General features: G+C 72.5%; 12 protein-coding genes. 10 read left to right on the top strand and 2 right to left on the bottom strand.

What is annotated here, in order from left to right; genetic code table 11:
• The first annotated feature begins 17 nt into the window (after nt 1-17).
• The 3 genes from E1292_RS32480 to E1292_RS32470 all read left to right on the top strand — a co-directional run bounded on the left by E1292_RS32480 (nt 18) and on the right by E1292_RS32470 (nt 4,191).
• Nucleotides 18-1,151: an acetate/propionate family kinase gene (locus E1292_RS32480; RefSeq protein ID WP_246090490.1), complete on the top strand. Its 1,134-nt coding sequence runs from the start codon at nt 18-20 to the stop codon at nt 1,149-1,151.
• Between the two features lie 299 nt (nt 1,152-1,450).
• Complete coding sequence (gene recD2 / locus E1292_RS32475) at nt 1,451-3,619, top strand: SF1B family DNA helicase RecD2 (protein WP_132599865.1); 2,169 nt, start codon at nt 1,451-1,453, stop codon at nt 3,617-3,619.
• Between the two features lie 23 nt (nt 3,620-3,642).
• Nucleotides 3,643-4,191: an RNA 2'-phosphotransferase gene (locus E1292_RS32470; RefSeq protein WP_132599862.1), complete on the top strand. Its 549-nt coding sequence runs from the start codon at nt 3,643-3,645 to the stop codon at nt 4,189-4,191.
• 168 nt (nt 4,192-4,359) lie between these two features.
• On the opposite strand, the gene E1292_RS32460 is transcribed toward E1292_RS32470, so the two are convergent.
• Nucleotides 4,360-5,328, bottom strand: a complete 969-nt coding sequence (locus E1292_RS32460) for a helix-turn-helix transcriptional regulator (RefSeq protein WP_165974852.1) — start codon at nt 5,326-5,328, stop codon at nt 4,360-4,362.
• Between the two features lie 62 nt (nt 5,329-5,390).
• Here E1292_RS32460 and E1292_RS32455 point away from each other — a divergent pair, with 62 nt between their 5' ends.
• The 7 genes from E1292_RS32455 (at nt 5,391) to E1292_RS32425 (ending at nt 12,118) form a co-directional block, all read left to right on the top strand.
• Nucleotides 5,391-6,557 (top strand): epoxide hydrolase family protein, encoded by a 1,167-nt coding sequence (locus tag E1292_RS32455; protein ID WP_132599856.1) that lies wholly within the window; start codon nt 5,391-5,393, stop codon nt 6,555-6,557.
• Nucleotides 6,558-6,622: 65 nt separating this feature from the next.
• Nucleotides 6,623-6,844 (top strand): hypervirulence associated TUDOR domain-containing protein, encoded by a 222-nt coding sequence (locus E1292_RS32450; protein WP_132599853.1) that lies wholly within the window; start codon nt 6,623-6,625, stop codon nt 6,842-6,844.
• Nucleotides 6,841-7,170, top strand: a complete 330-nt coding sequence (locus tag E1292_RS32445) for a DUF3140 domain-containing protein (RefSeq protein ID WP_132599850.1) — start codon at nt 6,841-6,843, stop codon at nt 7,168-7,170. Before E1292_RS32450 ends, E1292_RS32445 begins: the two co-directional genes overlap by 4 nt.
• Before the next feature lie 156 nt (nt 7,171-7,326).
• Complete coding sequence (locus E1292_RS32440; protein ID WP_132599847.1) at nt 7,327-8,679, top strand: TrkH family potassium uptake protein; 1,353 nt, start codon at nt 7,327-7,329, stop codon at nt 8,677-8,679.
• Nucleotides 8,672-9,334, top strand: a complete 663-nt coding sequence (locus E1292_RS32435) for a potassium channel family protein (RefSeq protein ID WP_132599844.1) — start codon at nt 8,672-8,674, stop codon at nt 9,332-9,334. The genes E1292_RS32440 and E1292_RS32435 overlap by 8 nt, the downstream gene beginning before the upstream one ends.
• A 155-nt stretch (nt 9,335-9,489) precedes the next feature.
• Nucleotides 9,490-9,933 (top strand): CBS domain-containing protein, encoded by a 444-nt coding sequence (locus tag E1292_RS32430; protein ID WP_132599841.1) that lies wholly within the window; start codon nt 9,490-9,492, stop codon nt 9,931-9,933.
• Between the two features lie 70 nt (nt 9,934-10,003).
• A complete protein-coding gene (locus E1292_RS32425; protein ID WP_246090489.1) occupies nt 10,004-12,118 on the top strand; it encodes a DEAD/DEAH box helicase in 2,115 nt (704 codons plus the stop codon).
• 167 nt (nt 12,119-12,285) lie between these two features.
• Here the strand turns inward: E1292_RS32425 and E1292_RS32420 are convergent, their stop codons facing one another.
• Nucleotides 12,286-13,047 carry a hypothetical protein gene (locus E1292_RS32420; protein WP_220447163.1) on the bottom strand — a complete coding sequence of 254 codons (762 nt, stop codon included), beginning with the start codon at nt 13,045-13,047 and terminating at the stop codon, nt 12,286-12,288.
• Nucleotides 13,048-13,413: the final 366 nt, after the last annotated feature.

Here is a 13,413-nt window from a genome sequence, read left to right as displayed (position 1 = left end):
CGGTCATGGGGCGCGCCATGGACGAACAGACGACGGACTCCGCGGCGATCCTGACCGTGAACGCCGGCTCGTCGAGCCTGCGACTCGATCTCGTCCAGGGCGGCAGCGTGATCGACAGCGCGCACGCCGAGCGCGCCGTCGACCCGGGCGCCGCGTGGGAGGAGCTGTCGGCGTTCCTCGGCGGCCACTTCGACCGCGACATCCGGGCCGTGGCGCACCGGCTGGTGCACGGTGGCGACCTCGTCCGCGCCCCGGCTGTCGCCGACGACGAGACGGTCGCCGCGTTGCGCGGCGTCATGAGCCTGGCTCCGCTGCACCTGCCGCCCGCGCTGGCCCTGCTGGACGCGGCCCGCGAGCAGTTGCCCGCCGTGCCGCACGTGCTCTGCCCCGACACCGCCTTCCACGCCGGCCTGCCCGACGCGGCGGCGGTCTACCCGCTGCCGTCCGAATGGCGCACGCGGCACGGCCTGCGCCGGTACGGCTTCCACGGCCTGTCGTACGCCTGGGCCGCCGACCGGGTGGCCGACCTGCTCGGCCGGCCGCTCGCGGAGCTGGACCTGGTGCTGGCGCACCTGGGCGGTGGCTGCTCGGTGTGCGCGGTGTCGGGCGGGCGCAGCCTCGACACCTCGATGGGGTTCACGCCGCTCGACGGGCTGCCCATGAGCAAGCGCTCGGGCAGCGTGGACCCGGGGATGCTGGTGTGGCTGCTGTCGGAGGGCCACCTGTCGGTGGCGGAGCTCGGCGAAGGGCTGGAACGGCGGTCGGGGCTGCTCGGCCTGTCCGACGGCCTGTCCGGTGACACGCGGGACCTCGTCGCGGCCGAGCGTGACGGCAACGACGCCGCCGCGCTGGCGCTGCGCGTGTTCGGCCACCGGGTGAGCAGGGAGATCGCCGCCGCGGCCACCTCGCTCCGGCGGATCGACGCGCTCGTGTTCACCGGGGAGATCGGCTGGGACCAGCCCGAAGTGCGCGAAGCCGTCTGCGGCCGCCTCGGCCTGCTCGGCGTGCTGCCTCCCGTACGCGGAAACCGCCACGACGACGGGCCGGTCAGCGCGCCCGGCACCGCCGTACCCGTCCTGGTGGTCCAGGTACGCGAGGAGCTGCAGCTCGCCCGCGAGTGCCTGGACGTCCTCGCGGACGCGGACCCGTGACGGAGCGAGCGAGACCCGCCGCCCGCGCCGCCGCCCACCGAACCCGGCCTCGGCGGCCGGCAGGCGTCACCGCCGCTGACCGAACCCGGCTACGGCGGCCGGCAGGCGCTCACCGCTGCTGACCGAGCCCGGCTTCCCGCTGGCGCCGCAGGACCGAGCCTCGGCCCGCCGGCCCACCGCGTGAGCGAGGCCGGAGTCGTGCTGATGGGCGAGGTGACGGTGGAGTCCCGCCGCTGACCGCGGCGCTCGGCGGAACGCCTTTTGGACGATTGTCGGTGGCGGGTGATTGGATCCCTGCTGTGGAGGCGTCGGTCGAGCAGCTCGTCTACGTCCGCGAGGACGCATACACCGTGGCGCGCATGAGCGCCGACGGCGTGCCCGACTTCGTGGCCACCGGGCGGGCGCTGGGCGGGGTGCAGCCGGGCGAGACGCTGCGGTTGTTCGGCGACTGGAGCAGGCACCCACGCCACGGCAGGCGGTTCGCGGTGACCGGGTGCGAGCGGGTGACGCCCTCGTCGGTCCGCGCCATCCGCATCTACCTCGGATCGGGGCTGATCAGGGGGATCGGGCCGCGGCTGGCGTACGCGATCGTCGACCACTTCGGCGAGGCCACGCTCAAGGTGATCGACGCCGAGCCGGAGCGGCTCACCGAGGTGGTCAACATCGGGCCGCAGCGGCAGGGGCAGATCGTCCAGGCGTGGCAGGAGCAGAAGGCGATCGCCGCGCTCATGGTGACGTTGCAGGGGCTGGGGGTCAGCCCGCTGCTGGCCGCGAAGATCTACCAGGTGTTCGGGCCCGATGCCGACGAGGTCCTCGCCACCGACCCCTACCGCCTCATCGGGCGGGTCAGGGGCATCGCCTTCCGCGTCGCCGACATGATCGCTCTGCAGTCGGGGGTGCCCGAGCGCAGCCCGCAGCGGGTCAAGGCGGCCCTGCTCGACCGGATCGAGGCGGCGGGCAGCCGCGACGGCCACTGTTTCGTGCCCGTCGCCGCTCTGGTCAGAGAGACGGCGGAGCTGATCGAGCAGGATGAGGAGCTGGTGCGGCCGATGGTCGACGCGCTCGTGGGCGAGCGCCGGCTGGTCGTGGAGGCCGCCCCTGACCGGCCGGGGCAGGCGGTCGCCTACGCCAAGCACGTCCACGCCCGCGAGGTGGCGCTGACCGAGCAGCTCACCCGGCTGGCACGGGCCCGCTCCACGCTGCCGTTGCGCGCCTTCCGGGAGGACCCCGAGCTCCACGACGACCAGCGCGCCGCCGTCAACATGGCGCTGACCAGCACGCTCTCCCTGCTCACCGGCGGCCCGGGGTGCGGCAAGAGCCACACGGTGAAGGCCATCGCGACCACCGTCAGGGCCGCGGGCGGCACGGTGACGCTCACCGCGCCCACGGGCAAGGCGGCCAAGCGGTTGTCCGAGCTCACCGGGCTGCCGGCGATGACCGTGCACCGGATGCTCGCCCAGCAGCCCGATCCCGACCCCGAGACGCTGTTCGACGAGCGGCCGACGCAGGCCGACCTCATCGTGGTCGACGAGGCGTCCATGCTCGACCTGCACCTGGCGACCCGGCTGGCCGCGGCCGTGCCGTCCGGCAGCCACCTGCTGCTGATCGGCGACAGCGACCAGCTCCCGAGCATCGGTCCCGGCGACGTGCTGGCCGACCTGTTGCGCGTGACGGAGATCCCGCGGGTCCAGCTCACCCACGTCTTCCGGCAGGCGGGCGGCAGCGGCATCATCGACGCCGCCCACCGCATCCGCGCCGGCCGGTCGCCGGCGGTGGGGGGCGGGTTCTGGTTCGAGGAGCTCGACGATCCCGAGCAGGTCGCCCGGCGGGTCGCTCACCTGGCGATGGTGGCGATCCCGCGCAAGCAGCAGGTCGAGCCCGACCAGGTCCAGGTGCTGTGCCCGATGCGCAGGGGCGAGACGGGCGCCACCGCGCTCGGGCGGCTGATCCAGGACCAGCTCAACCCCGCCGCCGACGGCAAGGCCGAGCACTGGTCGGGGGCGACGGTGTTCCGGGTGGGCGACCGGGTCATGCCGATCCGCAACAACTACGACAAAGGGGTCTTCAACGGCGAGACCGCGACCGTCACCGCGGTGATCCCGGAGGAGCGGATGATCGAGATCCGCACCGACGACGGCGAGAGCGTGCGCTACGCGTTCGACGAGCTCGACGACCTGACCCATGCCTACGCGATCAGCGTGCACCGCTCGCAGGGCAGCGAATACCCGTTCGTGGTCGCGCCGATCGTGGCCGAGGCCGGAGGCGTCATGTTGCGGCGCAAGCTGCTCTACACGCTGGTCACCAGAGCCAAGGCGTGGGTCGTGCTGGTGGGCCAGCGCGAGGCGCTGGAGCTCGCGGTGCACCGGGTGGGCAGGCGCAGGAACACCGGCCTGGCCCGCCGCCTGGCCGTCGGCCTCGACAGCCGACGTCCTCCCCTTTCGGCGCCGGGCACGGCGGAAACCGGTTGACGGGGGCGGGAACATGGGGAGCGATGGACGAGCGTCGCCTGACACGGATCTCGAAATACCTGGCCCGGCACCTGCGGCACGACCCGCAGCGCATCGGGCTGACCCTCGACGCCCAGGGGTGGACGCCGGTCGACGGGCTGCTGCGGGCCGCCGCCGAGCACGGGTTCCCGTTCACGGAGGCGGAGTTGGGTCAGGTCGTCGCGTCCAACGACAAGCGGCGCTACACGATCCTGGCCGGCCGCATCCGGGCCAATCAGGGGCACTCGGTGCCGGTCGACCTCGATCTGCCCGCCGTCGCGCCGCCCGAGGTGCTCTATCACGGCACCGTGGGGCGGTTCGTAGCGGCGATCAAGAAGGAAGGGCTGCGGCCGATGAACCGGCACCACGTGCACCTGTCGCCCGATCGGGAGACGGCCACGCGGGTGGGCGGCCGCCGGGGCGTTCCCGTGGTGCTCGTGGTGGCGGCCGGGGCGATGCACGGCGACGGGCACGTGTTCATGCGCAGCGCCAACGGGGTATGGCTGGCCGACCACGTGCCGCCCGCCTACCTCCGTTTCCCGTCCGGAGCATGACCGGCCGCAGACTGGCTGAGGCAGCCCCGGCCCGGGCCGGGGCTGCCGTCGCGGGCCGGCCGGTGGCCCCAGAAGAAGAGGAACTCGAGTGGCCGGCCGGCGCGTTCCGCGGCGATCGCCTCGTCGAAGGTCACCGGCAGGGGAGCTTGGTCCGGCATGGCCGCAACGTCAGGAGACCCGGCTCTCGCCGGCCCGCCTGAGGCGGTCGGAGACCTCCCGCAGCACCGGCAGCAGCTCCGGCGGCTCCATGACCTCGAAGTCGAAGCCCTTCACCGCGACGTGCACGGCGAGCTCGTCCAGCGAGTCGGAGCCGGCGAGGAAGAGGCAGGTGTGCTCGTCCACCGGCTCCAGCCGTCCCGCGCCGGGCGAGGTGCGGGGCGCGACACACTCCAGGGGTGCGTGGAAGAGGATGCGGGCCTGGTAGCGGTAGGGCGCCGAGGTGATGGAGCGCGACACGTACGCCGCCACGTCCTCCTGCGGCAGCGGCCGGGGCGTGAAGCGGGCGCCCGGCGGCCCAGGCGGCGCCTCGATGCGGTCCACCCGGAACGTGCGCCAGTCCCCTCTGCCCAGGTCCCAGGCCAGCAGGTACCAGCGGCGCGGCGTGTGCACCAGCCGGTGCGGCTCCACCTCGCGCGCCGTTGCGCCGTCGCCCTTGCGGTAGCGCAGCCGCAGCCGCCGGTGGTCGCGGCAGGCCGCCGCCAGGGTGGCCAGGAGCTCGGCGTCCACCTCCGGCCTGGCGGCTCCGGCCAGCGGCACCGTGCTCTCCTGGAACGCGCTGACCCGGTGCCGCAACCGCGACGGCAGCACCTGACGGAGCTTCGTCAGGGCACGCAGCGCGCCCTCCTCGATGCCGGCGACGCTGCCGGTCGCGGCGGTGCGCAGGCTGATGGCCACGGCCACCGCCTCGTCGTCGTCGAGCAGCAGTGGCGGCAGCGCGGCGCCGACGCCGAGCCGGTAACCGCCGGTCACGCCGGGGGTGGCGTCCACCGGGTAGCCCAGCTCGCGCAGCCGGTCGATGTCGCGCCGCACGGTGCGCAGGCCGACCTGCAGACGCCGGGCCAGCTCGGCGCCGGTCCAGTCGGTACGCGCCTGCAGGAGGGAGAGCAGGCGGAGCAGCCGGGCCGAAGTCTCCAACATGGATGCCATTGTGCGCGTTATCGGTGCCGGTATCTGACACCGATTCCTCCTACCGTCGGGACATGACCAACAGCGACAGCACCCCCGAGATTCGGCCGTATCGCATCGAGATCCCGCAGGCAGACCTCGACGACCTGCGGGACCGGCTCCTGCGCACCCGCTGGGCCCCCGACCTTCCCTGCGCCGGCTGGGAGCGCGGCGTTCCTGCGAGCTACCTGCGGGAGCTGGCCGCCTACTGGGCCGGAGGCTTCGACTGGCGGGCCCAGGAGGCGACGCTGAACGCGTACCCCCAATTCGTCACCGCGATCGATGGGACGAACGTGCACTTCCTGCACGTGCGCTCCGCCGAGGCGGACGCCACCCCGCTCATGCTGATCCACGGCTGGCCCGGCTCGGTCGTCGAGTTCCTCGACCTCATCGGCCCCCTCACCGACCCGGTGGCGCATGGCGGCGACCCGGCCGGCGCCTTCCACCTGGTGATCCCGTCGTTGCCCGGCTATGGCTTCTCCGGCCCGCTGCCGGACACCGGCTGGACGGACGGTCGCACCGCCGCCGCGCTGGTCGAGCTGATGGCCAGGCTGGGCTACGACAGGTACGGCGTCCAGGGCGGCGACGTCGGCGCCTTCATCGCGCCGCTGATGGGCCGTGCCGCGGCGGGCAACGTCATCGGCGTGCACGTCAACGCGCTGCTCACGTTCCCGTCGGGGGATGCCGCCGTCATGGGCACGCTGACCGAGGCCGAGCGCGGGCGGCTGGCCGGGATGAAGCAGTGGCAGGACGACCTGGGCGCGTACATGAAGCTGCAGGGCACCCGCCCGCAGACCATCGCGGCGTCGCTGCACGACTCCCCCGCGGGCCAGCTCGCCTGGATCGTGGAGAAGTTCAAGGACTGGACGGACCCGGCCGCCAAGCTGCCGGAGGACGCCGTCGACCGCGACCGCATCCTCACCGACGTCAGCATCTACTGGCTCACCGCCACGGCGGGCTCCGCCGCGCACACGTACTACGAGCGGTTAAACGACGTCAGCGCGTGGGCCCCGCGCGAGCCCGGCACCGTGCCGACGGCGGTGGCGGTGTTCCCGACGGACTTCTCGGTGCGGCCGCTGGCCGAGCAGGCGCACAACGTGGTGCGGTGGTCGGAGTTCGGCCACGGCGGCCATTTCGCCGCGTTGGAGACGCCGGACGTGCTGGTCGCCGAGCTGAGGGAGTTCTTCCGTTCCCTCAGCTGACCTGCGTCCGGGTAAAGAACGGGTACGCCGGGGCTACCCGCGCGGGCGCCGGGTAGCCGGAGCGCATGGGGAAGAAGAAGGAACCGGCCGAGGGTGACGAGGTCACCTGGCGCAGCCACGGCTCCACCGCCAAGGGCAAGGTGGAGAAGAAGCTCACCAAGAGGCAGAAGGAGGCCGGCCGCACGGTCGCGGCCTCTCCCGAGGAGCCCCAGTACGTGGTGCGCAGCGAGAAGAGCGGCAAGAAGGCCGTGCACAAGCCGTCGGCGCTGCGCAAGGAAGGCTCGTGAGCGAGGACCGCAGGGAGGTCGCGGCCGAGTTCGGCAAGTCCGTGAACATGACCGCCGGCGAGCTCGAACGCTGGCTGGCCACCGACGAGTCCCGGGCGGTCGGGCAGAAGGACGGCGGCGGCGAGTCGGTCGGCCACGAGTCCGGCAGGAAGATCGTCGACCTCCTCCGGAAGAAGAAGGGCGACTGGACGGACGACGACTACGACCACATGAACAAGGTCGTCGGCTACGTCCACCGCCATCTCGCGCAGCGGCCTTCCGGCGACGTCACGGCGTCCAGGTGGCGCTACTCGCTGATGAACTGGGGCCATGATCCACTCAAGTGACGCGAGGCCCGTTCACGCACAGCCGGCTCCGGTGCGCCGGCGCCCTGGAAGGCTGTTACCGTAGTGCGCTGTGAGCAGGGAAGTCTCTCGGCTCCGACTGCCTGCTGAGGGTTCCCTAGGGGCGTTCACCATGCGTGACATGCGGGGCGGCGATCGATGATGAGCGCGACACCGCCGTTTCCAGCCAGATTCCGGCATCCCGCCCAGCTCGTGGTCGCCGCGTTCGGCCTGGCCGTAGCCGTCGGCACCGCCCTGCTCTCGCTGCCGATCGCCACCACCGAGGGCGAGGCCGCGGACACCGTGGTCGCGCTGTTCACCGCCGCCTCGGCCGTCTGCGTCACCGGGCTGGCCGTCGTCGACACCGAGTCGCACTGGTCGACGTTCGGCGAAGTGGTGATCGCCGGGCTGTCCCAGGCGGGCGGCCTGGGGATCATGACGCTGGCCACCCTGTTCACCCTGCTCGTCTCGGGCCGGCTGGGGCTGCGGGCGCGAATCGCCGCCCAGGCGGAGACCAAGACGCTGAGCATGAGCGACGTGCGCAAGCTGGTGCGCAAGGTCTTCCTCTTCAGCCTGGCCTGCGAGGCCGTCGCCGCCGTCCTGCTCGCCGGCCGCTTCGCCATCGGCTACGGCGAGTCCTTAGGCCGCTCCGCCTACCTGGGCGCCTTCCACGCGATCTCGGCCTTCAACAGCTCCGGGTTCGTACTCTGGCCGGACAACTTCATCCGGTTCGTCGCCGACCCGTGGATCTGCCTGACCATCGCGATCGCGGCCATCGTCGGCGGGCTGGGCTTCCCCGTGGTGTTCGAGCTGGCCCGGGCATGGCGGTATCCGAGCAGATGGACGGTGCTGACCAGGATCACCGTCGCGGTGACCGTGACGTTACTGGTGTTCGGCACGCTCGTCTTCCTGGTCACCGAATGGCGCAACCCCCGGACGTTCGGCCCGCTCGACGACGGCGGCAAGCTGCTGGCCGCCTTCTTCACGTCGGTGATGCCGCGCTCGGCCGGGTTCAACGTCGTGGACATCGGGCAGATGTATCCGTCGAGCTGGCTGGCCACCGACCTGCTGATGTTCATCGGCGGCGGCAGCGCCGGCACCGCGGGCGGCATCAAGGTGACCACGATCGGGATGCTCGCCTTCATCGTCTGGGCCGAGCTTCGCGGGGAGAGCAAGGTGAACATCGGTCACCGGCGGCTTCCCGACACCACGCAGCGCCAGGTGGTCACGATCACGGTGATGGGCGTCGCGCTCGTGACCGTGTCGACGTACGCGCTGCTCGCGCTCACCCCCCACAGGCTGGACCAGGTGCTGTTCGAGGTGATCTCGGCGTTCGGCACGGCGGGCCTGTCCACCGGCATCACCCCGGCCGTCGGCACGGCCGGGCACCTGCTGCTGACGGTACTGATGTTCATCGGCCGGATCGGCCCTCTCACCCTGGGCTCCGCCCTGGCACTCAACAGGCGCGCCCGCCACTACGAGCTACCCGAGGAGCGAGTCATCGTTGGCTGAGTACAAGGGCGACCCCGTCGTCGTCATCGGGTTGGGGCGATTCGGCACGTCCCTGGCGCTGGAGCTCACCCGGCGCGGCACCGAGGTGCTGGCCATCGACAGCCGGCCCAAGATCACACAGAGCCTGGCCGGGCGGATCACCCAGATCGCGACCGCCGACGCCACCGACATCGAAGCGCTGCGCCAGCTCGGGGTGTCCGATTTCTACCAGGCGGTGGTGGCCGTGGGCAGCGACATCGAGGCCAGCATCCTGACTACGTCGCTGCTGGTCGAACTGGAGATCAACGACATCTGGGCCAAGGCCATCAGCACCCAGCACGGCCGCATCCTCAGCCGCATCGGCGCCCACCACGTCGTCTTCCCCGAGCACGACATGGGCGAGCGGGTCGCCCACCTGGTCAGCGGCCGGATGCTCGACTACATGCAGGTGGACGACGACTTCGCGCTGGCCAAGACCACTCCGCCCAAGGAATATGTCGGCATCCCGCTCGGCCAGTCCAATCTGCGCCGCAAATACGGGGTCACCATCGTGGCCGTCAAGCCCTCCGGCGAGGAGTTCACCTACGCCACCGCCGAGACGGAGCTGTCGTACGGCGACGTGGTCCTCGTCTCGGGCCGGACCGAACAGGTCGAACGCTTCGCGGAGCTGCCATGAGGGCCAGGCTCGTGCAACCGGACACATCGCGAAGCCGCATGAGAGCCAGGCTCGTGCAACCGGACACATCGCGAAGCCGCATGAGAGCCAGGCTCGTGCAACCGGACACATCGCGAAGCCGCCATGAGGGCTAGGCTCGTGCAGCGGAGGTCATGATGCGTGCACGCGATCTCACGGTCGAGTTCCCCACCGTCACCATGGACACCCCGGCGCTGGAGGCGGCCAGGCTGCTGGCCGAACGCGACCTGCCTGGGCTCATCCTGGTCGACGACGCCGGGCTGCCGGTCTGCATCCTGCCCGGCACGCAGGTGCTGCGCCTGGCGGTGCCCGCCTACTGCCAGGACGACCCGGCGCTGGCCCGGGTGGTCGACGAGGCCCACGCCGACCTGTTCCTGCGGCAGCTCGGGGGGCGCACCGTCCGCGAGTGCCTGCCCGAGCAGCCGCGCGAGCTGCCGGTGGCCGACATGACGGCGACCGTGCTGGAGCTGGCGGCGCTGATGGCGCGTACGCGCAGCCCTCTGGTGGCCGTCGTGGACGACGGACGGCTGGCCGGCGCGGTCACCCTGCAGTCCCTTCTCGACCGCGCCCTCGAACTGTGACCCGCGCCCTCCGGGTGCCGTGGGCGGGCCGTTACACGGTCGCAACCTCGGCCACGGCATCCTAGGTTCAGTGGAACTCCGTGACGCGGACCGTCTCCTCGCCGCCGCACACGCGCTGCTGGGCGAGCACGCCGTCGTGCACCGGCAGGCCGCCGCCGCCCTCGACAAGGTGCGCCTCGACGCGGCCAGGGCACAGCTGGAGTCGGTCCCGGTCTCCCGCCTGAAAGACGTCACCGACGGCCGGCTGCGCGTCGCCACCCTGGAGAAGGCCGGATACACCACCGTGCGTCAGGTGCTGGACGCCTCGGCGTACCAGCTGCAGTTACTTCCGGGCATCGGCGCGCGGACGGCGGGCCACATCCACGCGGCCGCCCGGCAGATCGAGCGGGCGGCGGCCGACGCCGCGAGCGTCCGCATCGACGTCGAGCACCACGACCAGCCGGTGACCGACCTCGTGATCGCCCTGCACCGCCTGGTGCGGGTCGGCCCCGACCTGCCCCGGGCCGTCGCGGTCGCCCGCGACCTGGACGGGCGGCTGGGACCGCTGCTGGCCGCGGCCCGGCCGGCGCGCAGCCGCCTGCGGATGTGGCTCACGCTGCCCAAGCGGCGGCAGCGGGCGCGCGACGCGCTGGCCGAGATCTCCGGGCTGCTCGACGCCTCAGCGGAGACGCCGTTGCTGCTCGCCCAGGTCACCACCGATCTGCTGCGCCCGCCCGCGTCCGAGCTGGAGGCGTGGGCGGACTTCGAGTCCCGCTCCCCCGAATACTTCGGCCTGCTGACCGACCTCGCCGAGGAGCCCCTGCCCACGGGCGAGACATCGCTGCCCGGCGACCTGGCGGCCAAGGTCGGCGGGCAGCCGCTCGACGACGCCTACCGCCGGGTGTCGCTCCGCGGCTACCAGGCGTTCGGCGCCCGCTTCGCCCTCGCCCAGGAACGGGTGATCATCGGCGACGAGATGGGCCTGGGCAAGTCGATCGAGGCCATCGCCGTGATGGCGCACCTCAGGGCGCGAGGCGCGACACATTTCCTGGTGACGTGCCCCACGAGCGTGTTGATCAACTGGGTACGGGAGATCGAGTCGCGCAGCACCCTGCGCGCCCACCCGCTGCACGGGCCCGACCGGCTCGCCGCCCAGCAGGAGTGGCAGCGGCAGGGCGGCGTCGCCGTGGCCACCCTCGACAGCCTCCACCGGCTCGACACGGAGGCCGTACCCGGCCTGCTCGTCGTGGACGAGGCCCACTACGTGAAGAACCCGCAGGCCAAGCGGTCCCGGACGGTCGCCGCGTGGTGCCGGCGCGTCGACCGGGTGCTCTTCCTGACCGGCACCCCGATGGAGAACCGCGTGGAGGAGTTCCGCGTGCTGGTCTCCTACCTGCGGCCCGAGCTGGCCGCCGGCCTGCGCAACAGCGACATGGTGGCGGGCGCGCAGGCGTTCAGGAAGGCGGTAGCGCCCGTCTACCTGCGGCGCAACCAGCAGGACGTGCTGGCCGAGCTGCCCGACCGGGTCGTTGCGGACGAGTGGGTGGAGTTCAGCGGCGCCGACTTCGCGGCCTACCGGCAGGCCGTGTCCGACGGCAACTTCATGGCCATGCGCCGCGCCGCCTACGCCGAGCCCCCCACCTCGGCCAAGCTGAAGCGCCTGCTCGAACTCGTCGAGGACGCCGAGGCCAACGGGCTCAAGGTGATCGTGTTCTCCTACTTCCGGGCGGTGCTCGCCTGCGTGCGGGCGGAGCTGAACGGCCGCGCGCACGGGCCGCTGTCGGGCGACGTCGGCGCCGCGCGCCGGCAGCAGGTGGTCGACGAGTTCTCCGCGGCCAAGGGGCACGCCGTGCTGCTCAGCCAGGTGCAGGCGGGCGGGGTGGGGCTCAACCTGCAGGCGGCCTCCGTCGTGATCCTGTGCGAGCCCCAGGTCAAGCCGAGCATGGAGACCCAGGCGATCGGCCGCTCCCACCGGATGGGGCAGGTGCGCAAGGTGCAGGTGCACCGGCTGCTCACGGTCGACTCGGTCGACCAGCGCATGCTGGACATCCTGCACCGCAAGTCGCGGCTCTTCGACGCCTACGCCCGGCGCAGCGACCTGGCCGAGTCGGCGGCCGACGCGGTGGACATCTCGGAGCAGGCGCTGGCCCGGCAGGTGGTCGAGGAGGAGCAGCGCCGCCTGCTCGACCACGGCGACGAACCCTGACGAGCTCGCGCCCGCCCCTCCACGACCGGCACCCCGGCCTCGCCGATCGACGCGACCCGGACGTGAGCCCGCCGCTCAGCGGCCGAACCACGCCAACGCGACCCGGACGTGAGCCCGCCGCTCAGCGGCCGAACCACGCCAACGCGACCCGGACGTGAGCCCGCCGCTCAGCGGCTGAGCCGTGCCTTCGCGACCGGTACCAGCACCTGGCCGGTGACGAACTCGCTCCACAACCCGAAGGTCAGCACCGACCCGGGCTTGGCCGTGGTCTCCACGAAGCCGACGGTGCGGCCGTGGTCCTCGCGGGTGGCGCCGAACGACAACCGGAACCTGGTGGTGCCGGCGCGGTCCTGGGGCGGGGTGTCGTTCGGCGGCAGGATCTCGTCCAGCGCCCACCGGTAGTCCTTCCGGTACGGGCGCGACACGCGTTCCAGGGTCTGCTCCAGCACCACGCCGGTGGAGGGCAGCACGACCAGCACGCCGGGCGAGCGGCCGATCCGGGTGTTAAAGGCGAGCACCTCGCGCGGCTCCCCGGTGGCGTACTCGGCCAGCCCGGTGCCCACCTGGGAGCCGTCCGGGCAGGCGGACGCGCCCTTCTCCTCGATCAGGGCGCGCTCGCAGGTGGGGAAGGCGTCCGGGTTGAAGCGCACCGACCGGTCGAACAGGAACACGAACCGCCTGGCGCCCGCGGGCACCTGCCCGGTCTCGGCACGGCTGCGCCGGTCCCAGGCGAGCGTCACGCCGCGGCCTGGACCGGCGGTCGCCGTCACCGACAGGGAGTCGAGGTTGCGGGTGCCCTCGACGTCCGCCTCGTGGGGTCGCTGCGGCCCGCCGGGCGCGGGGTCGGCAGGGGCGGCGGACGCGGGCGCGCCGAGCGCGGGTAAGGACACGAGCGCGGTCAGAGCAGCCAGCGCGATCTTCGCTTTCATGAGTCCTCCAAAGGGGGTCGATCAACGTCGCGGTGGTCACTCAACCAGCGGGCACCGAAAGATCAGGTAAAGCGGGTGGTGAGACTTCCAGCATTTTCGAAGCGTCGGGGGGTGTTGCTAGCGTGCTCGGCCAGTAGTGACGAGGTGACGGGAAGACCAGATGGCGCAGTGGCCGGGAGGACCCCAGGATCGATTTCGGCACGCAGGGCCGCCACCGCACCGCGGCGGCCCGCCCGTGGGGCCGCACGGTGGCCCGCCCGTGAGGCCGCCGTACGGCGGCAACCCGCCGGGGCGCGTGGGTCCACCGCACCGCGGCGGCCCGCCGGGGCCCATGCCGCCGCCGTACCATGGCGGCCCGCCCGGGCC

Source organism: Nonomuraea deserti (assembly GCF_004348685.1).
GTDB classification, from domain to species: domain Bacteria; phylum Actinomycetota; class Actinomycetes; order Streptosporangiales; family Streptosporangiaceae; genus Nonomuraea; species Nonomuraea deserti.
This window is presented reverse-complemented; position numbering and strand designations above follow the sequence as displayed.